At 69.6% G+C, this 23,867-nt stretch carries 21 protein-coding genes; 17 read left to right on the forward strand and 4 right to left on the reverse strand.

All coding sequences use genetic code 11. The annotated features are described in order from the left end of the window. Positions 1-64 precede the first annotated feature (64 nt). Positions 65-2,041, forward strand: coding sequence for a threonine--tRNA ligase (thrS, locus tag AC07AG_RS32615; protein WP_478759706.1), 1,977 nt, complete (start codon positions 65-67; stop codon positions 2,039-2,041). 39 nt (positions 2,042-2,080) lie between these two features. On the opposite strand, the gene AC07AG_RS32620 is transcribed toward thrS, so the two are convergent. Beyond that, positions 2,081-2,737 (reverse strand): ion channel, encoded by a 657-nt coding sequence (locus AC07AG_RS32620; protein WP_478759707.1) that lies wholly within the window; start codon positions 2,735-2,737, stop codon positions 2,081-2,083. A 67-nt stretch (positions 2,738-2,804) separates the two neighbouring features. On the opposite strand from AC07AG_RS32620, the gene AC07AG_RS32625 reads away from it, so the two are divergent. After that, complete coding sequence (locus AC07AG_RS32625) at positions 2,805-3,368, forward strand: HIT family protein (RefSeq protein WP_478759708.1); 564 nt, start codon at positions 2,805-2,807, stop codon at positions 3,366-3,368. A gap of 6 nt (positions 3,369-3,374) precedes the next feature. Here AC07AG_RS32625 and AC07AG_RS32630 read toward each other — a convergent pair whose 3' ends face one another. Together AC07AG_RS32630 and AC07AG_RS32635 are read right to left on the reverse strand one after the other, a co-directional pair. Continuing rightward, complete coding sequence (locus tag AC07AG_RS32630; RefSeq protein ID WP_478759709.1) at positions 3,375-5,042, reverse strand: hypothetical protein; 1,668 nt, start codon at positions 5,040-5,042, stop codon at positions 3,375-3,377. Between the two features lie 134 nt (positions 5,043-5,176). Beyond that, entirely contained in the window at positions 5,177-7,384 is a 2,208-nt protein-coding gene (locus AC07AG_RS32635) for an elongation factor G-like protein EF-G2 (protein WP_478759710.1), read from the reverse strand. Positions 7,385-7,642: 258 nt separating this feature from the next. On the opposite strand from AC07AG_RS32635, the gene pgsA reads away from it, so the two are divergent. The 13 genes from pgsA to secF all read left to right on the forward strand — a co-directional run bounded on the left by pgsA (position 7,643) and on the right by secF (position 19,669). Then, the gene (gene pgsA / locus AC07AG_RS32640; RefSeq protein ID WP_478759711.1) at positions 7,643-8,314 is read left to right on the forward strand and encodes a phosphatidylinositol phosphate synthase; all 672 of its coding nucleotides are present in this window, start codon (positions 7,643-7,645) and stop codon (positions 8,312-8,314) included. Continuing rightward, positions 8,311-9,249 carry a phosphatidylinositol mannoside acyltransferase gene (locus AC07AG_RS32645; protein ID WP_478759712.1) on the forward strand — a complete coding sequence of 313 codons (939 nt, stop codon included), beginning with the start codon at positions 8,311-8,313 and terminating at the stop codon, positions 9,247-9,249. The genes pgsA and AC07AG_RS32645 overlap by 4 nt, the downstream gene beginning before the upstream one ends. Further along, positions 9,246-10,406, forward strand: a complete 1,161-nt coding sequence (locus AC07AG_RS32650) for a glycosyltransferase family 4 protein (RefSeq protein ID WP_478759713.1) — start codon at positions 9,246-9,248, stop codon at positions 10,404-10,406. Before AC07AG_RS32645 ends, AC07AG_RS32650 begins: the two co-directional genes overlap by 4 nt. Before the next feature lie 109 nt (positions 10,407-10,515). Next, positions 10,516-11,061, forward strand: a complete 546-nt coding sequence (locus AC07AG_RS32655) for a LemA family protein (protein WP_451214277.1) — start codon at positions 10,516-10,518, stop codon at positions 11,059-11,061. Positions 11,062-11,199: 138 nt separating this feature from the next. Further along, the gene (pdxS, locus tag AC07AG_RS32660; protein ID WP_160503800.1) at positions 11,200-12,114 is read left to right on the forward strand and encodes a pyridoxal 5'-phosphate synthase lyase subunit PdxS; all 915 of its coding nucleotides are present in this window, start codon (positions 11,200-11,202) and stop codon (positions 12,112-12,114) included. Positions 12,115-12,126: 12 nt separating this feature from the next. Next, complete coding sequence (gene pdxT / locus AC07AG_RS32665; RefSeq protein ID WP_478759714.1) at positions 12,127-12,732, forward strand: pyridoxal 5'-phosphate synthase glutaminase subunit PdxT; 606 nt, start codon at positions 12,127-12,129, stop codon at positions 12,730-12,732. 48 nt (positions 12,733-12,780) lie between these two features. Next, positions 12,781-13,533 (forward strand): YebC/PmpR family DNA-binding transcriptional regulator, encoded by a 753-nt coding sequence (locus AC07AG_RS32670; protein ID WP_478759715.1) that lies wholly within the window; start codon positions 12,781-12,783, stop codon positions 13,531-13,533. 131 nt (positions 13,534-13,664) lie between these two features. Then, entirely contained in the window at positions 13,665-14,267 is a 603-nt protein-coding gene (ruvC, locus tag AC07AG_RS32675; RefSeq protein ID WP_478759716.1) for a crossover junction endodeoxyribonuclease RuvC, read from the forward strand. Next, positions 14,264-14,872, forward strand: coding sequence for a Holliday junction branch migration protein RuvA (gene ruvA, locus AC07AG_RS32680; protein ID WP_478759717.1), 609 nt, complete (start codon positions 14,264-14,266; stop codon positions 14,870-14,872). Before ruvC ends, ruvA begins: the two co-directional genes overlap by 4 nt. A gap of 50 nt (positions 14,873-14,922) precedes the next feature. Further along, a complete protein-coding gene (ruvB, locus tag AC07AG_RS32685) occupies positions 14,923-16,005 on the forward strand; it encodes a Holliday junction branch migration DNA helicase RuvB (RefSeq protein WP_478759718.1) in 1,083 nt (360 codons plus the stop codon). Between the two features lie 164 nt (positions 16,006-16,169). Then, on the forward strand, positions 16,170-16,637 hold the full coding sequence (yajC, locus tag AC07AG_RS32690) for a preprotein translocase subunit YajC (RefSeq protein WP_478759719.1): 468 nt from the start codon (positions 16,170-16,172) through the stop codon (positions 16,635-16,637). 142 nt (positions 16,638-16,779) lie between these two features. Continuing rightward, the gene (secD, locus tag AC07AG_RS32695) at positions 16,780-18,540 is read left to right on the forward strand and encodes a protein translocase subunit SecD (RefSeq protein ID WP_478759720.1); all 1,761 of its coding nucleotides are present in this window, start codon (positions 16,780-16,782) and stop codon (positions 18,538-18,540) included. Between the two features lies 1 nt (position 18,541). Next, positions 18,542-19,669 (forward strand): protein translocase subunit SecF, encoded by a 1,128-nt coding sequence (gene secF / locus AC07AG_RS32700; protein ID WP_478759721.1) that lies wholly within the window; start codon positions 18,542-18,544, stop codon positions 19,667-19,669. Between the two features lie 122 nt (positions 19,670-19,791). Here the strand turns inward: secF and AC07AG_RS32705 are convergent, their stop codons facing one another. Then, positions 19,792-20,223, reverse strand: a complete 432-nt coding sequence (locus AC07AG_RS32705) for a hypothetical protein (RefSeq protein WP_478759722.1) — start codon at positions 20,221-20,223, stop codon at positions 19,792-19,794. Between the two features lie 304 nt (positions 20,224-20,527). On the opposite strand from AC07AG_RS32705, the gene AC07AG_RS32710 reads away from it, so the two are divergent. Continuing rightward, complete coding sequence (locus AC07AG_RS32710) at positions 20,528-21,067, forward strand: adenine phosphoribosyltransferase (RefSeq protein WP_478759723.1); 540 nt, start codon at positions 20,528-20,530, stop codon at positions 21,065-21,067. Positions 21,068-21,283: 216 nt separating this feature from the next. Then, on the forward strand, positions 21,284-23,863 hold the full coding sequence (locus AC07AG_RS32715) for a RelA/SpoT family protein (protein ID WP_478759724.1): 2,580 nt from the start codon (positions 21,284-21,286) through the stop codon (positions 23,861-23,863). Positions 23,864-23,867: the final 4 nt, after the last annotated feature.

Below are 23,867 nucleotides of genomic sequence, written 5' to 3' on the forward strand. Positions count from 1 at the left end.
GGTACGATTCGTTTCGCGCGCAGGAGCAGATCTGCCGCGACCCCCTTCAGGTAGGAGAAGACCGGTGTCAGACGTCCGTGTGATCATCCAACGCGATTCCGAGCGGGAAGAGCGCGTGGTGACGACGGGCACTACGGCCGCCGAACTCTTCGCCGGTGAGCGCACCATCGTCGCCGCCCGTGTGGCCGGCGAGCTGAAGGACCTCGCGTACGCCGTGCGGGACGGCGAGGAGGTCGAGCCGGTCGAGATCTCCTCCGAGGACGGCCTGAACATCCTGCGCCACTCCACCGCGCACGTGATGGCGCAGGCCGTGCAGGAGCTCTTCCCGGACGCCAAGCTGGGCATCGGCCCGCCGGTCCAGAACGGCTTCTACTACGACTTCGACGTCGAGAAGCCGTTCACGCCCGAGGATCTCAAGGCCATCGAGAAGAAGATGCAGGAGATCCAGAAGCGCGGCCAGCGCTTCTCGCGCCGCGTCGTCACCGACGAGGCCGCCCGCGAGGAGCTCGCCGACGAGCCGTACAAGCTGGAGCTCATCGGCATCAAGGGCTCCGCGTCCAGCGACGACGGCGCGGACGTCGAGGTGGGCGGCGGCGAGCTGACCATCTACGACAACCTCGACCCGAAGACCGGCGACCTGTGCTGGAAGGACCTCTGCCGCGGTCCCCACCTGCCCACCACCCGGAACATCCCGGCGTTCAAGCTGATGCGCAACGCGGCGGCCTACTGGCGCGGCAGCGAGAAGAACCCGATGCTCCAGCGCATCTACGGCACCGCCTGGCCCACCAAGGACGAGCTCAAGGCCCACCTGGAGTTCCTCGCCGAGGCCGAGAAGCGCGACCACCGCAAGCTCGGCAGCGAGCTGGACCTCTTCTCCATCCCGGAGCAGATCGGCTCGGGCCTCGCGGTCTTCCACCCCAAGGGCGGCATCATCCGCCGGGTCATGGAGGACTATTCGCGGCGCCGCCACGAGGAGGAGGGGTACGAGTTCGTCTACACCCCGCACGCCACGAAGGGGAAGCTCTTCGAGACCTCGGGCCACCTGGACTGGTACGCCGACGGCATGTACCCGCCCATGCAGCTCGACGAGGGCGTGGACTACTACCTCAAGCCCATGAACTGCCCGATGCACAACCTGATCTTCGATGCGCGCGGGCGTTCCTACCGTGAACTGCCGCTGCGTCTCTTCGAGTTCGGCACGGTGTACCGCTACGAGAAGTCCGGCGTCGTGCACGGCCTGACCCGCGCCCGCGGCTTCACCCAGGACGACGCGCACATCTACTGCACTAAGGAGCAGATGGCGGAGGAGCTCGACAAGACGCTCACCTTCGTCCTGAACCTCCTTCGTGACTACGGCCTGACCGACTTCTACCTGGAGCTGTCCACCAAGGACCCGGAGAAGTTCGTCGGCTCGGACGAGGTCTGGGAAGAGGCCACCGCGACGCTGCAGCAGGTCGCCGAGAAGCAGGGCCTGCCGCTGGTCCCCGACCCGGGTGGCGCCGCCTTCTACGGCCCGAAGATCTCCGTGCAGTGCAAGGACGCCATCGGCCGCACCTGGCAGATGTCGACCGTGCAGCTGGACTTCAACCTGCCGGAGCGCTTCAACCTCGAGTACACCTCGCCGGACGGCAGCAAGCAGCGCCCGGTGATGATCCACCGCGCGCTCTTCGGGTCCATCGAGCGGTTCTTCGCGGTGCTCCTGGAGCACTACGCGGGTGCGATGCCGCCGTGGCTCGCCCCGGTCCAGGCCGTGGGCATCCCCGTCGGGGACGCGCACATCCCCTACCTCCAGGAGTTCGCGGCCGAGGCCAAGAAGAAGGGCCTGCGGGTCGAGGTGGACGCCTCGTCGGACCGCATGCAGAAGAAGATCAGGACGCAGCAGAAGCTGAAGGTCCCGTTCATGATCATCGTCGGTGACGACGACATGAACGCGGGCACGATCTCCTTCCGCTACCGCGACGGCTCGCAGGAGAACGGCATCCCGCGCGACCAGGCGCTCGCCAAGCTCCTGGACGTGGTGGAGAGCCGCGAGCAGGTGTGATCCGTCCCCGCCCGCGCGGGGGTCAGGCCCTCGGGACGTTCACCGTCCCGGGGGCCTTTCGTCGTCCTCCCGCGCGAACACCTGCAACAGCCACGACGAGAACGCCCCTGTCACCGAGCCGAGCAGCGCGAGGCCGCAGAGCATCACGCCCACGGCGATCAGCCGCCCCAGCGGTGTCACGGGCGTCTCGTCGCCGTAGCCCACGGTCGCGAGCGTGGCCGCCGCCCACCAGGCCGCGTCCCCGAAGGTACGGATCGTGGCGCCCCGCGCCGCGTGCTCCTGCTGGTAGACGGCGAGCGCCCCGGTGAAGCCGAGGAGCAGCGCAGAGAGACCGGCGTACGTGACCACGCGCGCGTGCAGCGCGAGACGCGGCTTCCCGTGCCTGCGCTGGACGGCTTCGTAGACGTGCACGACGCGCAGCGGCCGCAGCAGGGGCAGGACGAGGACGAGGGTGTCCAGCCCGTGGCCGCGTACGAAGCGCAGGCCCTGCCCGCTCAGCCGCCACCGCACCGCGTAGTCCACGGCGAACGCGGCCCAGGCCGCGAAGATCACCGCGAGACAGACGCCGCGCCCTGCCCCGGGCAGCCCGGAGGCCAGGACCAGCACCGCGTACGCGGTCAGGTAGAGCAGCGACGCCACGGCCAGCGGTGCCTCCGTGCGGTTCTCCCAGCGTGCCTGACGGCTGTCATGGGTCATCTGCCCAGCTTCGCGGTGCAGCGCCCGGCAGGCGCCCCGCCGACACGCTTCGATCGGGCTAAGTCATATGCTGCACTGCATGACGAGTGAGCCGGAGCAGCAGATCGGAGTGGGGACGCAGGACGCGTTCCAGCGCCTGTGGACGCCCCACCGGATGGCGTACATCCAGGGCGAGAACAAGCCGAGCGGTCCGGGCGCCGACGACGGCTGTCCCTTCTGCTCCATCCCGGCCAAATCCGACGAGGACGGTCTGGTCGTCGCGCGCGGCGAGCAGGTGTACGCGGTGCTCAACCTCTACCCGTACAACGGCGGCCACTTGATGGTCGTGCCCTACCGCCACGTCGCCGACTACACGGAGCTGACCGCCCCCGAGACGGCCGAGCTCGCCGAGTTCACCAAGCAGGCCATGACGGCGCTGCGCGCCGCGTCCGGTGCGCACGGCTTCAACATCGGCATGAACCAGGGCACGGTGGCGGGGGCCGGCATCGCCGCGCATCTGCACCAGCACCTCGTGCCGCGCTGGGGCGGGGACACGAACTTCATGCCGGTCGTCGGCCACACGAAGGTGCTGCCGCAGCTGCTCGCGGACACCCGCAAGATGCTGGCTGACGCCTGGCCCGCCGCGCGCTAGGGCGCCTCACGCGTCGTACACGTCCGCCTTCCTCGGCATCGGGTCCTGGACCAGTCCGCTGAGGAGGCCGGAGCGGTTGCCGAACTTCTCGGTGTCCACGCCGTTCTCCTCGAGGACCTTGATGGCCGCCGAGTGCACCACGCGCAGCACCGGGGTGGCCGCGCGCAGGGCGTCGTCGGCCATGAACCGGTGCCGCCAGGGCTTGTCCGCCCAGGCGTGCCGCAGGCCGAAGGGCTCGGGCAGGACCAGCTTGCCGCCGAGGTGGTCCAGGATCGGCGGATACCAGGTGAACGGGGCGCGCACCGCGAGGCGCACGACCTCGTCGGCGTCGACAAGCGGCAGTTTGCGCTCGGTGGTCTCCCAGAACTTGATGGGCTTGGAGACCTGCTTCACCTTGGGGTCGGGCTTGCTGGTGAACAGCGAGTGGACCGGTCCGAGCGCGTGGCCGGTGACCTCGATGCGCAGCGTCTCGTGCAGGACGGTCACCGTGATCAGCATCGTGATGACCAACTGGCCGTCCCACAGCGTGAACTGGACGCCCAGATAGTGCCGGTTGCCGCTGCCGAACTGCTGCTCGTTGCAGATCCGCTGTATCTCGTGGCCGCGGACCTGGAAGGCCTCGACCTCCGTGCCACCGGGGCGGGAGACCGCCTTCGCGTTCTCCCCGATGGGGGAGACGATCCAGTGCTTTATCGACGGGGTCGGGAAGCCGCCGGTGTGCAGCGGGCCGCGTTCGAGCAGGCGCAGCTGGTCGTGCACCGCGCGTATGACGTCCCAGCTGCGGAACGGGTGGATCTCCGTGCCTTCCTTGCCGGAGACCAGCTCCTCGGCGAGCTGCCAGCTGCCCCAGCGCGTGCCCATGCCCAGTATTCCCTTGGGGCCTGCGTAGAAGACCGAGTTGCTCTGCTGCTCGGCCGACAGGCGCGCGAGGCCCTGACGGAGCTGCTCGGCCGCCGTCTCACCCGGGCTGCCCGGCACGGCCTCGGGGATCTTGGCGCCGATGCCGCCGCCGGAGAGCAGGCTCCCCCAGCGGTCGCGCAGGTCCCTCGCGGTGCGCTCGGCGATCATCTTGGCCCAGAACCAGCCCAGTACGGGGACGACGATCGCCGCACGGATGTACCAGCCGAGGAGGCCGTCGATCGGCAGCTTGACGAGGAAGATCACGGCGAGGACGCCGATGGCGACCAGGGCGGCCGTGGCGATCGCGCTCGCCCGCTTGTTGTCCCGCTTGACGACCGCCTGCTTGACGGTGAAGAGCAGCAGCCAGACGAGGAGTCCGGGCAGGAAGAGCAGCCCGCACAGCACCATCACGACGGTGAGCCAGCGGTCGCGCTCCTTGCGGATGTTGTTCGCGGCGAGGCAGTGCTCGACGATCGACTGCGGTTCCATGCCGAAGGACTGGATGAGCGGCTTGCGCGCGCCGCCGAGCATCCGCACCTGCACGGCCCGCGCGAACGCCTCGCCCAGATTCGGCGCGAAGAGCGACCAAAGGCCGTCCTTCACCTCGGATTTGTGCCATTCGTTGTTGGCGTCGAGGATCTTCGCGGCCTTGTCGTCGCGGTACGCGGCCGACGCGAGGGCGTGGGTCGCCGCCGTCTGCCCCGCGGCCCCGGACAACGGGACCTGGGCCCCGGGCCTGAAGTCGAATACGTCATCCGCCACTGCCGCCCCCATCGCCCGCAAACCTTCGCTGCTGCGGCTCTTCCCGACTTCCTTGCCCGGCACACCTGTTGATCAGGTGATCAGCGTATCGGTGCGCACCGACATCCGGCAGGGCGCATCCGGTGCACCCTGCCGGATCCGATCAACTAGGAGACGTCCTGGGCCTGTTCACGAATCCTCTCGGAGAGCTGCGGCGGCATGGGCTCGTGGCGTGCGTACGTCCGGCTGAAGCGCGCGGTGCCCTGCGACAGGGACCGCAGATCCACGGCGTAGCGCCCGATCTCGATCTCGGGCACCTCGGCCCGTACGAGCGTGCGCCCGCCGGGCGCCTGCTCGGTCCCGACCACCCGGCCGCGGCGCCCCGAGAGGTCGCTCATCACCGCGCCCACATGGTCGTCGCCGACCAGGACGCGCACCTCGGCCACCGGCTCCAGGAGATGGATCCTGGCCTCGGCCGACGCCTCGCGCAGGGCGAGGGCGCCCGCCGTCTGGAACGCGGCGTCGGAGGAGTCCACCGAGTGCGCCTTGCCGTCGAGCAGCGTGATCCGTATGTCGATGAGGGGGTAGCCGGCGGCCACACCCCGGGCGGCCTGCGCGCGCACTCCCTTCTCGACGGACGGGATGAACTGCCGGGGCACGGCGCCGCCCACGACCTTGTCGACGAATTCGATGCCGCTGCCGCCCGGCAGCGGTTCGACCTCGATCTCACAGATCGCGTACTGGCCGTGGCCGCCGGACTGCTTCACATGACGGCCGCGTCCCCCCGACCTGCCCGCGAACGTCTCCCGGAGGGAGACCTTGTGGGTCACGACGTCGACCTGCACGCCGTACCGGCTGCGCAGCCGTTCCAGGGCGACGTCCGCGTGTGCCTCGCCCAGGCACCACAGGACCACCTGGTGCGTGTCCTGGTTCTGTTCCAGGCGCATCGTCGGGTCCTCGGCGACCAGGCGCGAGAGCCCCTGGGAGAGCTTGTCCTCGTCCGCCTTGCTGTGCGCCTGGATGGCGAGCGGCAGGAGCGGGTCGGGCATGTCCCAGGGCTCCATCAGGAGCGGGTTGTCCTTGGCCGACAGGGTGTCGCCCGTCTCGGCGCGGTTCAGCTTGGCGACGCAGGCCAGATCGCCCGCGATGCAGCTGGTGAGCGTGCGCTGCTGCTTGCCGAAGGGGGAGGAGAGGGCTCCGACGCGCTCGTCGACGTCGTGGTCCTCGTGGCCGCGGTCGGCCAGACCGTGCCCGGAGACGTGCACGGTCTCGTCGGGGCGCAGGGTGCCGGAGAAGACGCGTACGAGCGAGACGCGCCCCACGTAGGGATCGGAAGCGGTCTTCACGACCTCGGCGACCAGCGGCCCGTCGGGGTCGCAGGTGAGCGCGGGGCGCGGTTTGCCGCCCGGTGTGGTGACGGCGGGCGCCGGGTGTTCCAGGGGGGTGGGGAAGCCGCCCGTGATCAGTTCGAGGAGCTCCACCGTGCCGATGCCCTGCCGGGCGCCTTCGGCCGCGGGCGCCGCGGCGAGCACGGGGTGGAAGATGCCGCGCGCCACGGCCCGTTCTAGGTCGTCCACGAGCGTCTTGAAGTCGATGTCCTCGCCGCCGAGATAGCGGTCCATGAGGGACTCGTCCTCGCTCTCGGCGATGATCCCCTCGATCAGTTTGTTGCGCGCGTCCTCGATGAGCGGGAGCTGGTCCTCGCCCGGTTCGGACTCCTTCCGCTCGCCGGACGCGTAGTCGAAGATCCGCTGCGAGAGCAGCCCGACCAGGCCGGTCACCGGTGCGTGACCGTCGGGCCCTTCGGCGCCGTGCAGCGGCAGGTACAGCGGGAGCACGGCGTCGGGATCGTCGGCCCCGAACGCGTCGGCGCAGGTCCGCGTCATGTCCGTGAAGTCGGCGCGGGCCGCCTCCAGGTGCGTCACCACGATGGCCCGCGGCATGCCGACCGCCGCGCACTCCTCCCACACCATGCGGGTCGCGCCGGTGATGCCTTCTCTGCCCTCGGCCGCCGAAACGACGAAAAGGGCCGCGTCCGCCGCGCGCAGACCGGCCCTCAACTCGCCGACGAAATCGGCGTACCCGGGGGTGTCCAGCAGATTGATCTTGAAGCCGCCCCACTCGACGGGGACCAGGGACAGTTGCACCGAGCGCTGCTGACGGTGCTCGATGTCGTCGTAGTCGGAGACGGCCGTGCCGTCCTCCACGCGGCCCGCCCGGTTCACCGCCCCCGCGGTCAGCGCGAGGGCCTCCACCAGAGTCGTCTTGCCCGATCCGCTGTGGCCGACCAGCACCACATTCCGTACGGACGCGGGGTGGTCGGCCGCTGTAGCCCTGCCGGCGGCTCCGGGGTGTGCGTTCGCCTTGTCGCCCATGCCTTGGCCTCCCGGTTACGTGCACGGTGAGGAGGCACAGCCCCCTCGGGGATGCTGGCTGCTCGCGGACACGCGGGGCCGTGTGCGGGTCGGCTCCGGCGACGCCCGCGGTGCTTTCGAGCTTTCCACTCGGGTCACTGTGCGTCCATACGTCGTACGCGATCGTGAGGGGGCGAGCCGGTCCGTCGAGGGCGTGACTACGATGGGCCAGCCGGTGGCCAACAGGGCCGCGCGGCTCACCGACCCCTCGGGAAGGCCATGCTGAACAAGTACGCGCGTGCATTCTTCACGCGTGTTCTCACACCGTTCGCCGCGTTTCTCATCCGTCGCGGCGTGAGCCCCGACGCGGTCACGTTCATCGGCACCGCCGGTGTGGTGGCGGGCGCGCTGGTCTTCTTCCCCCGCGGAGAGTTCTTCTGGGGCACGATCGTCATCACGCTCTTCGTGTTCTCCGACCTCGTCGACGGGAACATGGCGCGGCAGCTGGGACGCTCCAGCCGCTGGGGAGCATTCCTCGACTCGACACTCGACCGGGTGGCCGACAGCGCGATCTTCGGTGGCCTGGCCCTCTGGTACGCGGGCTCAGGCGACAACAACGCCCTGTGCGCCGTCTCCATCTTCTGCCTGGCCAGCGGCCAGGTGGTCTCGTACACGAAGGCGCGCGGCGAGGCGATCGGCCTGCCCGTCGCGGTCAACGGCCTGGTGGAGCGCGCCGAGCGCCTGGTGATCTCGCTGGTCGCCGCGGGCCTTGCGGGGCTGCACAAGTTCGGGGTCCCCGGCATCGACGTACTGCTGCCGATCGCCCTGTGGATCGTCGCCGTCGGCAGCCTCGTCACGCTCGTCCAGCGCGTCGTGACCGTGCGCAAGGAGGCCGCGGAGGCGGACGCGGCCACGCAGGCCCCGGCCCAGGGCAGTGAGGCCACGTCGTGAAGGACCGACTGACCGACGCGCTCTACGGAGCCGCCTGGAGCACGGTCAAGAAGCTTCCGGAACCGGTGGCGGTGCGGCTCGGCCGGACCATCGCCGACGCCGCGTGGAAGCGGCGCGGCAAGGGCATCCTGCGCCTGGAGGCCAACTACGCGCGCGTGGTGCCCGACGCGACCCCGGAGCGCCTCGCCGAGCTGTCCAAGGCGGGCATGCGCTCGTACCTGCGCTACTGGATGGAGTCGTTCCGGCTGCCGTCGTGGAGCAGGGAGCGCATCAAGGCGGGCGTCCACATCAACGACCTCCACCACCTGACGGACGGTCTCGCCTCCGACAAGGGCGTCATCCTGGCCCTTCCGCACCTGGGCAACTGGGACCTGGCGGGCGCGTGGGTCACCACGAAGCTGGAGACCCCGTTCACCACGGTCGCCGAGCGGCTCAAGCCCGAGACGCTGTACGACCGCTTCGTCGCCTACCGCGAGGGTCTGGGCATGGAGGTCCTGCCGCACGAGGGAGGCTCCGCCTTCGGCACCCTGGCACGGCGGCTGCGCGCCGGCGGCCTGGTCTGCCTCGTCGCGGACCGCGATCTCTCGGAGTCCGGCGTCGAGGTGAAGTTCTTCGGGGACACCGCGCGGATGCCCGCGGGGCCCGCGATCCTCGCGCAGCAGACGGGGGCGCTGCTGCTGCCCGTCACTCTCTGGTATGACGAGTCGCCCGTCATGAAGGGGCGTGTTCACGCCCCTCTCGATGTCCCCGAGACAGGTACCCGCACGGAGAAGACGTCTGTCATGACGCAGGCGCTGGCAGACGCCTTCGCCACGGGCATCGCCGACCATCCGGAGGACTGGCACATGCTGCAGCGCTTGTGGCTCGCTGATCTCGACCCCGCGAAGGGGCCCGCCGACGGTTCCGGGCACCCCGCCGAGGGGACCGCCCCGTGAGGATCGGCATCGTCTGCCCCTACTCGTGGGACGTGCCGGGCGGCGTCCAGTTCCACATCCGCGACCTCGCGGAGCATCTGATCCGCCTCGGGCACGAGGTGTCCGTCCTGGCCCCCGCGGATGACGAGACCCCCCTTCCGCCGTACGTCGTGTCGGCGGGCCGCGCCGTTCCGGTTCCGTACAACGGCTCGGTGGCCCGGCTCAACTTCGGGTTCCTCTCGGCCGCACGGGTGCGGCGCTGGCTGCACGACGGGACCTTCGACGTCATCCACATCCACGAGCCGACGTCGCCCTCCCTGGGGCTGCTCACGTGCTGGGCGGCGCAGGGCCCGATCGTCGCGACGTTCCACACGTCCAACCCGCGCTCGCGGGCGATGATCGCGGCGTACCCGATCCTGCAGCCCGCCCTGGAGAAGATCAGCGCGCGCATCGCGGTGAGCGAGTACGCGCGCCGCACGCTCGTCGAGCACCTGGGCGGCGACGCGGTCGTCATCCCGAACGGCGTGGACGTCGACTTCTTCACCAAGGTCGAGCCCAAGGCGGAGTGGCAGGGCGGCACGATCGGCTTCATCGGCCGCATCGACGAACCGCGCAAGGGCCTTCCGGTGCTGATGAAGGCGCTGCCGAAGATCCTCGCCGAGCGCCCCGAGACCCGGCTGCTCGTCGCGGGCCGCGGCGACGAGCACGAGGCCGTCTCCTCGCTGCCCGTCGAGATGCGCGACCGCGTGGAGTTCCTCGGCATGGTCAGCGACGAGGACAAGGCACGGCTCCTGCGCAGCGTGGACGTGTACGTCGCACCCAACACCGGGGGCGAGAGCTTCGGGATCATCCTGGTCGAGGCGCTGTCGGCGGGCGCACCCGTCCTCGCCAGCGATCTGGACGCCTTCGCGCAGGTCCTCGACCAGGGCGCCGCGGGCGACCTGTTCACCAACGAGGACGCGGACTCGCTGGCCGCGGGCGCGCTGCGGCTCCTCGGTGACCCCCAGCGCCGCGAGGACCTGCGCGAGCGCGGCAGCAAGCACGTGCGCCGCTTCGACTGGTCGACGGTGGGCGCCGACATCCTCTCGGTGTACGAGACGGTGGCGGACGGGGCGGCGGCGGTGGCCGCCGATGAACGCTCAAGCCTTCGGGCACGCTTCGGGCTCGCACGGGACTGACGGACCGACCGCTCGTGGGGCTCCCCGTCACGGGGGCGGGGAGCCCGGCGCTCGGGGCGGGGGAGCCCGGCGGTGAACCGGCGCCGCCGTTGCGACTAGCCTTCCACCGGTGACCTCGACACTGATCTGGATCGCGGTAGCCCTCTTCGCGATCGGCCTCTACCTGAGCTGGACCGCGGGCCGGCTCGACCGGCTGCACGCACGCATCGACGCGGCCCGCGCCGCTCTCGACGCCCAGTTGCTGCGCCGCGCCTCGGTCGCCCAGGAGCTGGCCACCTCAGGGGTGCTCGACCCCGCGGCCTCCATCGTGCTCTACGAAGCGGCGCACGCGGCCCGGCAGGCGGAGGAGGAGCACCGCGAAGTCGCCGAGAGCGAGCTCAGCCAGGCGCTGCGCGCGATCTTCGGCGAGGTGCAGCAGGTCGAGGCGGTGCGCGAGGCTCCCGGCGGCGACGAGGCGGCGACCGAACTGGCCGCGGCCGTGCGCCGGGTGCCGATGGCCCGGCGCTTCCACAACGACGCCGTACGCGCGGCCCGTGCCCTGCGCAGGCACCGCACGGTCCGCTGGTTCCGCCTCGCGGGCCACGCGCCGTTCCCGATGGCCTTCGAGATGGACGACGAGCCGCCGGTGGCGCTGGCCGACCGCGCGACCGCATAGAGCCACGGCAGGCGCCGCTGACCAGGGGCGTCCGGGAAAAATGAGCCACGGGTCGTCTATTGGCCCTTGCTGTGGACTGGTCGCCGGGAGTTTCCTCGTAGACGCAGTAACCCGTCTTCAGCGAGCGAGGTCAACTCCGTGTCCAGCACCCTCCCCAGCAGCAACCAGTCGCCCGAGACCGGCACCGCGCGCGTCAAGCGCGGCATGGCCGAGCAGCTCAAGGGCGGCGTCATCATGGACGTCGTCAACGCCGAGCAGGCGAAGATAGCCGAGGACGCGGGCGCGGTCGCCGTCATGGCGCTGGAGCGGGTCCCCGCCGACATCCGCAAGGACGGCGGCGTGGCCCGGATGTCCGACCCGAACATGATCGAAGAGATCATCGAGGCCGTCTCCATCCCGGTCATGGCCAAGTCCCGCATCGGCCACTTCGTCGAGGCCCAGGTGCTCCAGTCCCTCGGCGTCGACTACATCGACGAGTCCGAGGTCCTGACCCCGGCCGACGAGGTCAACCACAGCGACAAGTTCGCCTTCACGACCCCGTTCGTGTGTGGCGCCACCAACCTGGGTGAGGCCCTGCGCCGCATCGCCGAGGGCGCGGCCATGATCCGCTCCAAGGGCGAGGCCGGCACCGGCAACGTCGTCGAGGCCGTGCGCCACCTGCGCCAGATCAAGAACGAGATCGCCAAGCTGCGCGGCTTCGACAACAACGAGCTGTACGCCGCCGCCAAGGACCTGCGCGCCCCGTACGAGCTGGTCAAGGAGGTCTCCGAGCTGGGCAAGCTGCCGGTGGTCCTCTTCTCGGCCGGTGGCGTCGCCACCCCCGCCGACGCCGCTCTGATGCGCCAGCTCGGCGCCGAGGGCGTCTTCGTCGGCTCCGGCATCTTCAAGTCGGGCGACCCGGCCGCGCGCGCTGCCGCCATCGTGAAGGCCACCACCTTCTACGACGACCCCAAGATCATCGCGGATGCTTCCCGCAACCTCGGCGAGGCCATGGTCGGCATCAACTGCGACACCCTCCCCGAAGCCGAGCGCTACGCCAACCGCGGCTGGTAAGGCACCACGCAGATGACTGACACCCCTGTAGTCGGCGTCCTGGCACTCCAGGGCGACGTACGGGAACACTTGATCGCCCTGGCCTCGGCGGACGCCGTGGCCAGGCCGGTCAGGCGTCCCGAAGAGCTGGCTGACGTGGACGGCCTGGTCATCCCCGGCGGTGAGTCCACCACCATCTCCAAACTGGCGGCGCTGTTCGGCCTGTTGGAGCCCCTGCGCGCACGCGTGCGCGCCGGTATGCCGGTCTACGGCACCTGCGCGGGCATGATCATGCTCGCCGACAAGATCCTGGATCCGCGCTCGGAGCAGGAGACCTTCGGCGGCATCGACATGATCGTGCGCCGCAACGCCTTCGGGCGGCAGAACGAATCCTTCGAGGCGGCCGTCGCGATCGCGGGCATCGAAGGCGCCCCCGTGGAGGGCGTCTTCATCCGCGCCCCCTGGGTCGAGTCGGTCGGCGCGAGCGTCGAGGTGCTCGCCGAGCACGAGGGTCACATCGTCGCCGTGCGCCAGGGCAACGCGCTCGCCACGTCGTTCCACCCCGAGCTGACGGGCGACCATCGCATGCACGAGCTGTTCGTGGGGATGGTGCGGGGGCACGCGGCGGCGGGATCCTAGTAGGATCTCTGCGTTCGTACAGTTGGGTAACGCGAAGGAGACAGGCAGATGTCCGGCCACTCTAAATGGGCTACGACGAAGCACAAGAAGGCCGTGATTGACGCCAAGCGCGGCAAGCTCTTCGCGAAGATGATCAAGAACATCGAGGTCGCGGCCCGCACGGGCGGCGCCGATGTGTCCGGTAACCCGACCCTCTTCGACGCCATCCAGAAGGCCAAGAAGAGCTCGGTCCCGAACAAGAACATCGACTCCGCGGTCAAGCGCGGCGCCGGCCTCGAAGCCGGTGGCGCCGAGTACGAGACGATCATGTACGAGGGCTACGGCCCGAACGGCGTCGCGGTGCTCATCGAGTGCCTCACCGACAACCGCAACCGCGCGGCCTCGGACGTACGCGTCGCGATGACCCGCAACGGCGGCTCCATGGCCGACCCGGGCTCCGTCTCGTACCTCTTCAACCGCAAGGGCGTCGTGATCGTCCCCAAGGGCGAGCTGTCCGAGGACGACGTCCTCGGCGCGGTCCTCGACGCGGGCGCCGAAGAGGTCAACGACCTCGGCGAGTCCTTCGAGGTGCTCAGCGAGGCCACCGACCTGGTCGCGGTCCGCACCTCGCTCCAGGAGGCCGGCATCGACTACGACTCGGCCGACGCCAACTTCGTCCCGACCATGCAGGTCGAGCTGGACGAGGACGGCGCGCGGAAGATCTTCAAGCTGATCGACGCGCTCGAGGACAGCGACGACGTCCAGAACGTCTTCGCCAACTTCGACGTGAGCGACGAGGTCATGGAGAAGGTCGACGCGTAGCGCTGTCGCGAGCTGAGCAGTTTCGGCGGGCCGGGTGGGACACACGTCCACCGGCCCGCCGCTGTTGTCGGTGGCAACGGATAGCCTGGCGTGAAGTCAAAGATCGTCGCCGCGACTAGGGGAGGACGCGCATGCGCGTACTGGGGGTGGATCCCGGGCTCACCCGGTGCGGTGTGGGGGTCGTCGACGGAGTCGCCGGACGCCCGCTGACCATGCGCGGAGTCGGGGTCGTCCGGACGCCCGCCGACGCCGAGCTCGGCCACCGTCTGGTCGCCATCGAGCAGGGCATCGAGCAGTGGCTCGATGAGCACGACCCCGAAGTCCTCGCCGTGGAGCGGGTGTTCAGCCAGCACAACGTGCGTACGGTCATGGGCACCGCCCAGGCGAGCGCCGTGGCCATGCTCTGCGCGTCGCGCCGCGGCATCCCCGTCGCCCTGCACACCCCCAGCGAGGTCAAGGCCGCCGTCACCGGCAGCGGCCGCGCCGACAAGGCGCAGGTCGGAGCGATGGTCACCCGCCTCCTGCGGCTCGACGCACCGCCCAAGCCCGCCGACGCGGCGGACGCCCTCGCCCTCGCCATCTGTCACATCTGGCGCGCCCCCGCGCAGAACCGCCTCCAGCAGGCGGTGGCCCAGAACCGCCTCCAGCAGGCCGCGGCCCTGCACGCATCGAAGACCTCGACAGCCCCGACGGCTCCGAAAGCCCCCACAGCACAGAAAGGCCGTACCGCATGATCGCCTTCGTCAGCGGCCCCGTCGCCGCCCTCGCCCCCGATGCAGCGGTGGTCGAGGTGGGCGGTGTCGGCATGGCCGTCCAGTGCACACCGAACACGCTCTCCACCCTGCGCCTCGGTCAGCCGGCCAAGCTCGCCACCTCCCTCGTCGTCCGCGAGGACTCCCTGACGCTGTACGGCTTCGCGGACGACGACGAGCGCCAGACCTTCGAGCTCCTGCAGACCGCGAGCGGCGTCGGACCTCGCCTCGCGCAGGCCATGCTCGCCGTGCACAGCCCGGACGCCCTGCGTCGGGCGGTCGCCACCGGCGACGAGAAGGCGCTCACCGCGGTCCCGGGCATCGGCAAGAAGGGCGCCCAGAAGCTGCTCCTGGAGTACAAGGACCGCCTCGGCGAGCCCCTCGGCACCGGCGGCCCCGCGATCGGCACCCCTGTCACCTCCGGCTGGAGCGATCAGCTGCACGCGGCGCTCATCGGCCTGGGGTATGCCACGCGCGAGGCCGACGAAGCCGTCGCCGCCGTCACCCCGCAGGCCGAGGCGTCCGAGAAGCCGCAGGTGGGCCAGCTCCTCAAGGCCGCGCTCCAGACGCTGAACCGCACCCGCTAGCCCGTGCCCCGACGCCCCTGACCACCAGAACCACATCGCGAGGCGAGCTCATGAACTGGGACGAGACGACCGACGACGCGACCGCCGCACCCGGCGCGGCCGAGCGGCTCGTGGGTGCGTCCGCCGACGGCGAGGACCAGGCGGTCGAGGCCGCCCTTCGCCCCAAGGACCTGGGCGAGTTCATCGGCCAGGAGAAGGTCCGCGAGCAGCTCGACCTCGTCCTGCGCGCGGCCCGCGCACGCGGCGCCACCGCCGACCACGTCCTGCTCTCCGGCGCCCCCGGCCTCGGCAAGACCACCCTCTCGATGATCATCGCGGCCGAGATGGGCGCCCCGATCCGCATCACCAGCGGCCCGGCCATCCAGCACGCGGGCGACCTCGCGGCGATCCTCTCCTCCCTCCAGGAGGGAGAGGTCCTCTTCCTCGACGAGATCCACCGGATGTCCCGGCCCGCCGAGGAGATGCTCTACATGGCGATGGAGGACTTCCGCGTCGACGTCATCGTCGGCAAGGGCCCCGGCGCCACGGCCATCCCGCTGGAGCTGCCGCCCTTCACCCTGGTCGGCGCCACCACCCGGGCGGGTCTGCTGCCGCCGCCGCTGCGTGACCGCTTCGGCTTCACCGCGCACATGGAGTTCTACGAACCGGCCGAGCTGGAGCGGGTCGTCCATCGCTCCGCCCAGCTGCTCGACGTGGAGATCGACCCGCAGGGTGCCGCGGAGATCGCGGGGCGCTCCCGCGGCACGCCCCGTATCGCCAACCGCCTGCTGCGTCGCGTCCGGGACTATGCGCAGGTCAAGGCCGACGGCGTGATCAACAGGGACATCGCGGGCGCGGCCCTGAAGGTCTACGAGGTGGACGCCCGCGGCCTGGACCGCCTCGACCGCGCCGTCCTCGAAGCCCTGCTCAAGCTCTTCGGCGGCGGGCCCGTGGGCCTGTCGACGCTCGCGGTCGCCGTGGGGGAGGAGCGCGAGACGGTCGAGGAGGTCGCCGAGCCCTTCCTGGTACGGGAGGGACTGCTCGCGCGCACCCCCCGCGGCCGGGTCGGGACGCCCGCCGCATGGGCGCATCTCGGCCTTGTTCCGCCACGCCAGGCGGGCGGAATCGGACAAGGGGACCTGTTCGGGGCGTGACGGCGCGCGTAGTGGAACGGTCAGGAACTGCGGTGCCATGCTGAGCGTTGTTCCTTAGGTGCGGACTCGCTTAGACTCCGCCGATGCCGCCCTTGTGGGCGGCGTGCCCACCCCCGTCCATCAGGCCGCTTATCTGCGCGGTCATGCGAAGGAAACTCCGTCCCGTGAATATCGTGACCCTCCTCCCCTTCATCGTGCTCATCGGGGCCATGTTCCTGATGACGCGCTCCGCCAAGAAGAAGCAGCAGGCGGCCGCGCAGATGCGCAATGAGATGCAGCCCGGCACCGGCATCCGCACGATCGGGGGCATGTACGCCACCGTCAAGGAGGTTCACGACGACGCCGTCCTCCTTGAGGTGGCTCCTGGTGTACACGCGTTCTACGCGAAGAACTCCGTGGGCGCCGTCCTGGACGACGACGAGTACAACCGCATCGTCCACGGCACGAGCGACGTGAAGTCGGACGACCCCGTCGTCCCGGACGACGCCTCCTCCCTGACCGAGACCGACGAGCCCGCCGCCGGCGCTTCCGACGACTCGCCCATCGACCTCGGCAAGAAGGACGCGGACAGCGCCCCCGAGGCCAACGGCGCCGAGCCGAAGAAGACCGACGGCGAGTCCGACGCGAAGTAGCCACGACCGGGGTCCGTGGGGCGCGTCCAGCGCTGCCACGGCCCCCGCGGTGCGTGTGTCTCGTGACGGGTCTCGACACCACTTCATGGCCGCCCACGGCACGTAATGGGTTCCGGGCGGTTGGACAGGGAGAAACGAGAAGGTGGCAGCACCGAAGAAGGGCCGGAGGCAGAGCGGCCAGGGGAGGCCGGGCCGTTCCCTGGCCATGATCTTGATCGCCATGGTGGCGCTCGCCGGGGGGATGTTCCTCTCCGGTCACACCACCCCGCGCCTGGGCATCGACCTCGCCGGTGGTACGAGCATCACGCTCGGCGCCAAGAGCGAGCCCGGCAAGCCCAATGCGGTCAACAAGACCAACATGGACACGGCCGTGGGCATCATCGAGCGCCGAGTCAACGGCCTCGGTGTCTCCGAAGCCGAGGTCCAGACCCAGGGCGACCGCAACATCATCGTCAACATCCCCAAGGGGACGAACCAGAAGCAGGCGCGCGAGCAGGTCGGCACGACCGCGCAGCTCTACTTCCGTCCGGTGATGACGATGGCGGCCGGCACGCCGACGCCTGATCCTTCCAGCAGCCCTTCGGCGTCCGATTCGCCCAAGGCGACCGACAAGGACGGCAAGGGCGACAAGGCCGACAAGGACACGGCGACCGCGCCCGACGCGACCGAGAGCCCCAAGGGCCGTGCCGTCACCGACGCCCTGAAGGCCGACCCGACTCCGTCGCCCAAGGGCTCGGACAAGCCCAAGGGCAACGAGTCCCCGTCGCCGACCCCCACGGGGGACGCGGCCACCAAGGCGCTCCAGGAGAAGTTCACCGCACTCGACTGCACCAAGCAGAGCAGCCGGATCAAGGCGACCGAAGGCGTCAAGCCGAGCGACCCGATGGCGGCCTGCGGCAAGAACAGCGCCGGCCAGTGGGAGAAGTACGTCCTCGGCCCGGCCGAGGTCGAGGGCAAGGACGTCAAGGACGCCAAGGCCGTGCTCGACCCCGAGCGTGGCATCTGGATCGTCACGATGGACTTCACCAAGGACGGCTCCAAGAAGTTCGCCGCGACCACCGGCAAGCTCATGAAGCAGGCCGAGCCGCAGAACCAGTTCGCGATCGTGCTGGACGGTGACGTCGTCTCGGCCCCGCGCGTGAGCTCGCAGCTCAGCTCCAACGCCGAGATCAGCGGCAGCTTCACCCAGGAGTCGGCCAAGGACCTGGCGAACATGCTGTCCTACGGCGCCCTGCCGCTCACCTTCCACGAGGACAGCGTCACCACCGTGACCGCTGCGCTCGGCGGCGAGCAGCTGCACGCCGGTCTGATCGCCGGTGCCATCGGTCTGGCCCTGGTCGTCGTCTACCTCGTGGCGTACTACCGAGGCCTGGCCTTCATCGCACTACTGAGCCTCGTCGCCTCCGGCATCCTCACGTACACGATCATGACCTTGCTCGGTCCTGCCATCGGCTTCGCACTGAACCTGCCCGCGGTGTGTGGTGCGATCGTTGCGATCGGTATTACCGCGGACTCGTTCATCGTGTACTTCGAACGCATCCGGGACGAGATCCGCGAGGGTCGCACACTGCGTCCCGCAGTCGAGCGGGCCTGGCCGCGCGCCCGGCGCACCATCCTGGTCTCCGACTTCGTGTCCTTCCTGGCCGCCGCGGTCCTCTACATCGTCACGGTCGGCAAGGTGCAGGGCTTCGCCTTCACGCTGGGTCTGACCACGTTGCTCGACGTCGTGGTGGTCTTCCTCTTCACCAAGCCTCTGATGACGATCATGGCCCGCAAGAAGTTCTTCGCGAGCGGCCACAAGTGGTCCGGGATCGACCCGACGCGGCTCGGCGCCAAGCCTCCGCTGCGCCGTACCCGCCGTACCTCTGATTCCGCTGGCCCCGTCGACCCGAAGGAGGCGTGAGATGTCGAAGCTCGGCAACCTCGGCGCCCAGCTCTTCCACGGCGAAGTCGGCTATGACTTCATCGGCAAGCGGAAGATCTGGTACGGCGTCTCTGTCCTGATCACCATCACGGCGATCGTCGCCCTGGCTGTCCAGGGCCTCAACATGGGCATCGAGTTCAAGGGCGGCGCGGTCTTCACCACGCCGAAGACGGCGGCCTCGGTCGAGCAGGCGCAGGAGTCGGCGGAGAAGGCCTCGGGACACCAGGCCATCGTCCAGAAGCTCGGCAACGACACCATGCGCGTCCAGATCTCGGGCGTGGACACGGAAAAGTCCGACCAGATCAAGGAAGAGCTCGCCAGGGACCTCGACGTCCCGGCGAAGGACATCAACGCGGATCTGGTCGGCCCCAGTTGGGGTGAGCAGATCGCCAACAAGGCGTGGACAGGCCTCGGTGTCTTCCTCGTCCTGTGCGTGATCTATCTGGCGATCGCCTTCGAGTGGCGGATGGCCGCCGCCGCGCTGGTCGCGCTGATCCACGACATCACGATCACGGTCGGCATCTACGCCTTGGTCGGCTTCGAGGTGACTCCGGGCACCGTGATCGGTCTCCTGACGATTCTCGGATACTCGCTCTACGACACGGTGGTCGTCTTCGACTCGCTCAAGGAGCAGGGCAAGGACGCGGCCAAGCAGACGAAGTTCACCTACAGCGAGATCGCCAACCGGTCGATCAACAGCACCCTGGTGCGTTCGATCAACACCACGGTGGTCGCGCTCCTTCCGGTGGCGGGCCTTCTCTTCATCGGTGGCGGTGCGCTCGGCGCCGGCATGCTGAACGACATCTCGCTGTCGCTGTTCGTCGGCCTCGCGGCCGGTGCCTACTCCTCGATCTTCATCGCCACTCCTCTGGTCGCCGACCTGAAGGAGCGAGAGCCGGCGATGAAGGCGCTGAAGAAGCGGGTGCTCGCCAAGCGCGCGGCTGCCGCCGCCAAGGGGGAGTCGCTGGACACCGAGGGCCCGCTCGGCGACGGCGAAGAGCCGGAGGACGACGTCCCGGCGGCTGCCGGAGTGGTCGGCGGTCAGCGCCGTACACAGCAGCAGTCCCGCGGCCGCGGCCGTGGCCGTCCCTCGGGGAAGCGCCGCTGACACCGGGTCGGGGGAACCGATCGCGATCGGTTCCCCCGACCGCAGGCAACGACGTGGGCCCCGCTCCTCTTCCGAGGAGCGGGGCCCACGCTTGGTTCAGCTCAGGGTCTTGCCAGGCCTGCCTACTGCCACTTGAGCAGCGAGAAGCCCTTGATCTTGATCTCGGGATGAGCCGCGACATTTCCCCAGGGCACGTTCTTGATGAACCCGCTCTTGCCGCAGCCCGCGTTGTACCACTTTGCCACGTACTTCTTCGTCGACTTCTTGTACTTGAAGCCCTTGACCTTGATGCAGGGCGTGCCGCGCTCCGCCGCCCAGCGGTAGCGAACCTTCATGCCCTTGTGGCCCCACAGCGAACACGGGTCCTTCGACTTGGTCCAGCGTCCGGCGACGCCGCCGGCATTCTGCCAGCCGTTGCAGCTGGCCATGGTCGTGACCGACGCGCTCTTCGTGGTCTTGTCCGTGGTGGCGCCCGCGGGGGCTGCCGCACCGGCGAGAGCGGTCATCGCCACCAGGGGCACGACCCCTGCGGCGACCTTTCGAGAGATATGCACTGTTCCTCCGTTTTAGCCCCGGAAGGGGCGGTCGTTAATGATCTTTCCATGTGCTCGTCTCCCGACTCCAGTCGCTTGAGCAACTTCTGAGGTTTGCTCACGGGTAACTCCGTTCAAATTTCTACCAGTTGGGCGAGGGGGCGGCCGGACGGGCCGGGCGGGTTGATGCGGGTCGAGGCCGCCCGGCAGCTCGCTGAGGAGTGCCGCTCCGTGTCCGGCCGATCTGTGGGGCAATCGGATTTTGCTAAGGTGACTCGCCGCGACATTCCAGGCGCTTGATCAGCAACAGCAAAGAGGTGGGCAGATGACCCAGGTACAGGAACTTCTGCTCAGCCGCATCCGAGACGTTCCCGACTACCCCGAGCCCGGGGTGATGTTCAAGGACATCACGCCGCTCCTCGCGGACCCGGAGGCCTTCGCCGCACTGACCGAGGTCCTCGCGGATCTCGCCGTGCGGCACGGAGCGACGAAGGTCGTGGGCCTGGAGGCCCGCGGCTTCATCCTGGGCGCGCCGGTCGCCCTGCGCGCCGGGCTCGGCTTCATCCCCGTACGGAAGGCGGGCAAGCTCCCCGGAGCGACGCTCAGCCAGTCGTACGACCTGGAGTACGGCAGCGCCGAGATCGAGGTGCACGCCGAGGACCTCGCCGCCGACGACCGCGTCCTGGTCGTCGACGACGTCCTGGCGACCGGCGGCACCGCCGAGGCGTCCCTGCGGCTCGTCCGCCGTGCGGGCGCTCAGGTGGCCGGTGTGGCGGTTCTGATGGAGCTCGGCTTCCTCGGGGGCCGCGACAAGCTGGAGACGGCCCTGGAGGGCGCCCCGCTGGAGGCCCTCCTCACCGTCTGAGGCGCCTGAGCAGCCACCACGCACCCCCTGAGGAATCCGGCGCCCGCCTCAGGTGTTCCTTCTGTAGAGACCGAGGGTCGGCCGTGTGGAGACCTCAGGCGTTTCTCCCGTGAAGCGCTGTCTCACGAGCTGAGGGAGAGCCGAAGGTCCAGGATCGATACCATGGGCTCTTCGGGGCCTGACCGGGGGACCCGGATCGCGCACAGGGAGCGCCTCTTGCCAGACGAGTCCAAGGCACTCACCGCCGCCAAGGCCGCAGAGCAGGCCAAGGGCGCGGCGGCGTCCACTGCTGCGCCCGCGAAGAGCGCGCCGCCCGCCGCGGGCGCGACGCCGGCGAAGCGGGAGAGTACGCCTCCCAGCACCACGTCCGCACCGAGCGCGCCCGGCGGTGCCACGGCCGACAAGCCTGCCGCCGACGCCCGCCCCAAGCCCCCCACCGAGGCCCGCGCGGGCAGCACCACCCCCACGCCCCGCCCCACGGCCGCCAAGAACGAGCGCTCCGGCTCGTCCAACCGAGTCCGCGCCCGCCTGGCCCGCCTCGGCGTCCAGCGCTCGAACCCGTACAACCCGGTCCTGGAGCCGCTGCTGCGGATAGTGCGCAGCAACGACCCCAAGATCGAGACGGCGACGCTGCGCCAGATCGAGAAGGCCTATCAGGTCGCCGAGCGCTGGCACCGCGGCCAGAAGCGCAAGAGCGGCGACCCGTACATCACGCATCCGCTCGCCGTGACGACGATCCTCGCCGAGCTCGGCATGGACCCGGCCACGCTCATGGCCGGTCTGCTGCACGACACCGTCGAGGACACCGAGTACGGCTTGGACACCCTCAAGCGCGACTTCGGCGACCAGGTCGCTCTTCTCGTCGACGGCGTCACCAAGCTGGACAAGGTCAAGTTCGGCGAGGCCGCGCAGGCCGAGACCGTGCGCAAGATGGTCGTCGCCATGGCCAAGGACCCCCGCGTCCTGGTCATCAAGCTCGCCGACCGCCTGCACAACATGCGCACGATGCGCTATCTCAAGCGCGAGAAGCAGGAGAAGAAGGCCCGCGAGACGCTGGAGATCTACGCTCCGCTGGCGCACCGCCTGGGCATGAACACCATCAAGTGGGAGCTGGAGGACCTCGCCTTCGCGATCCTCTACCCCAAGATGTACGACGAGATCGTGCGCCTGGTCGCCGAGCGCGCCCCCAAGCGCGACGAGTACCTCGCCATAGTGACCGACGAGGTCCAGGCCGACCTGCGCGCCGCCCGCATCAAGGCCACCGTCACCGGGCGCCCGAAGCACTACTACAGCGTCTACCAGAAGATGATCGTCCGCGGCCGTGACTTCGCGGAGATCTACGACCTGGTGGGCATCCGCGTCCTCGTCGACACGGTCCGCGACTGCTATGCCGCCCTCGGCACCGTCCACGCGCGATGGAACCCGGTCCCCGGCCGGTTCAAGGACTACATCGCGATGCCGAAGTTCAACATGTACCAGTCGCTGCACACGACGGTCATCGGCCCCAGCGGCAAGCCCGTCGAGCTCCAGATCCGTACGTTCGACATGCACCGCCGCGCCGAGTACGGCATCGCCGCGCACTGGAAGTACAAGCAGGAGCCGTCCGCCGGCGCCTCCAAGGTGCGTACGGACGTACCGAAGAAGACCGGTGGCAAGGACGACCACCTCAACGACATGGCGTGGCTGCGCCAGCTCCTCGACTGGCAGAAGGAGACCGAGGACCCCAGCGAGTTCCTCGAATCGCTGCGCTTCGACCTGTCGCGCAACGAAGTCTTCGTCTTCACGCCGAAGGGCGACGTCATAGCGCTCCCGGCGGGCGCGACACCGGTCGACTTCTCGTACGCGGTCCACACCGAGGTCGGCCACCGCACCATAGGAGCGCGGGTCAACGGACGGCTCGTGCCGCTCGAATCGACCCTCGACAACGGCGACTTGGTCGAGGTCTTCACCTCCAAGGCGGCCGGCGCGGGGCCCTCCCGCGACTGGCTCGGCTTCGTCAAGTCACCGCGGGCGCGCAACAAGATCCGTGCGTGGTTCTCCAAGGAGCGCCGCGACGAGGCCATCGAGCAGGGCAAGGACGCCATCGCGCGCGCCATGCGCAAGCAGAACCTGCCGATCCAGCGGATCCTGACGGGCGACTCCCTGGTCACCCTCGCGCACGAGATGCGCTACCCCGACATCTCGTCCCTCTACGCGGCGATCGGCGAGGGCCACGTCACCGCGCAGTCCGTCGTGCAGAAGCTCGTCCAGGCGCTCGGCGGCGAGGAGGCCGCCAACGAGGACATCGCCGAGAGCACGCCGCCCTCACGCAGCCGCAGCAAGCGCCGTGCCAACGCCGATCCCGGTGTCGTCGTCAAGGGCGTCGAGGACGTGTGGGTCAAGCTGGCCCGCTGCTGTACGCCGGTCCCCGGGGACGGGATCATCGGCTTCGTCACGCGCGGCAGCGGCGTATCGGTGCACCGCAGCGACTGCGTGAACGTCGACTCGCTCTCCCGCGAGCCCGAGCGCATCCTCGAGGTCGAGTGGGCGCCCACCCAGTCATCGGTCTTCCTCGTCGCCATCCAGGTCGAGGCCCTTGACCGCTCGCGGCTGCTCTCGGACGTCACGCGCATCCTCTCGGACCAGCACGTGAACATCCTGTCCGCAGCCGTCCAGACCTCCCGCGACCGGGTCGCCACCTCACGCTTCACGTTCGAGATGGGCGACCCCAAGCACCTGGGCCATGTACTCAAGGCGGTCAGGGGGGTCGAGGGCGTCTATGACGTGTACAGGGTGACGTCGGCGCGCAGGCCGTAGGCCG

The organism is Streptomyces sp. NPDC044044 (assembly GCF_056434405.1).

What these genes read in the sequence shown, in the direction of transcription:
- AC07AG_RS32620 (WP_478759707.1), bottom strand. Translation starts at nt 2,737, where the DNA reads ATGACCCATGACAGCCGTCAGGCACGCTGGGAGAACCGCACGGAGGCA.
- AC07AG_RS32625 (WP_478759708.1), top strand. Translation starts at nt 2,805, where the DNA reads ATGCTGCACTGCATGACGAGTGAGCCGGAGCAGCAGATCGGAGTGGGG.
- AC07AG_RS32630 (WP_478759709.1), bottom strand. Translation starts at nt 5,042, where the DNA reads ATGGGGGCGGCAGTGGCGGATGACGTATTCGACTTCAGGCCCGGGGCC.
- AC07AG_RS32635 (WP_478759710.1), bottom strand. Translation starts at nt 7,384, where the DNA reads ATGGGCGACAAGGCGAACGCACACCCCGGAGCCGCCGGCAGGGCTACA.
- pgsA (WP_478759711.1), top strand. Translation starts at nt 7,643, where the DNA reads ATGCTGAACAAGTACGCGCGTGCATTCTTCACGCGTGTTCTCACACCG.
- pdxT (WP_478759714.1), top strand. Translation starts at nt 12,127, where the DNA reads ATGACTGACACCCCTGTAGTCGGCGTCCTGGCACTCCAGGGCGACGTA.
- AC07AG_RS32670 (WP_478759715.1), top strand. Translation starts at nt 12,781, where the DNA reads ATGTCCGGCCACTCTAAATGGGCTACGACGAAGCACAAGAAGGCCGTG.
- ruvC (WP_478759716.1), top strand. Translation starts at nt 13,665, where the DNA reads ATGCGCGTACTGGGGGTGGATCCCGGGCTCACCCGGTGCGGTGTGGGG.
- ruvA (WP_478759717.1), top strand. Translation starts at nt 14,264, where the DNA reads ATGATCGCCTTCGTCAGCGGCCCCGTCGCCGCCCTCGCCCCCGATGCA.
- ruvB (WP_478759718.1), top strand. Translation starts at nt 14,923, where the DNA reads ATGAACTGGGACGAGACGACCGACGACGCGACCGCCGCACCCGGCGCG.
- secF (WP_478759721.1), top strand. Translation starts at nt 18,542, where the DNA reads ATGTCGAAGCTCGGCAACCTCGGCGCCCAGCTCTTCCACGGCGAAGTC.
- AC07AG_RS32710 (WP_478759723.1), top strand. Translation starts at nt 20,528, where the DNA reads ATGACCCAGGTACAGGAACTTCTGCTCAGCCGCATCCGAGACGTTCCC.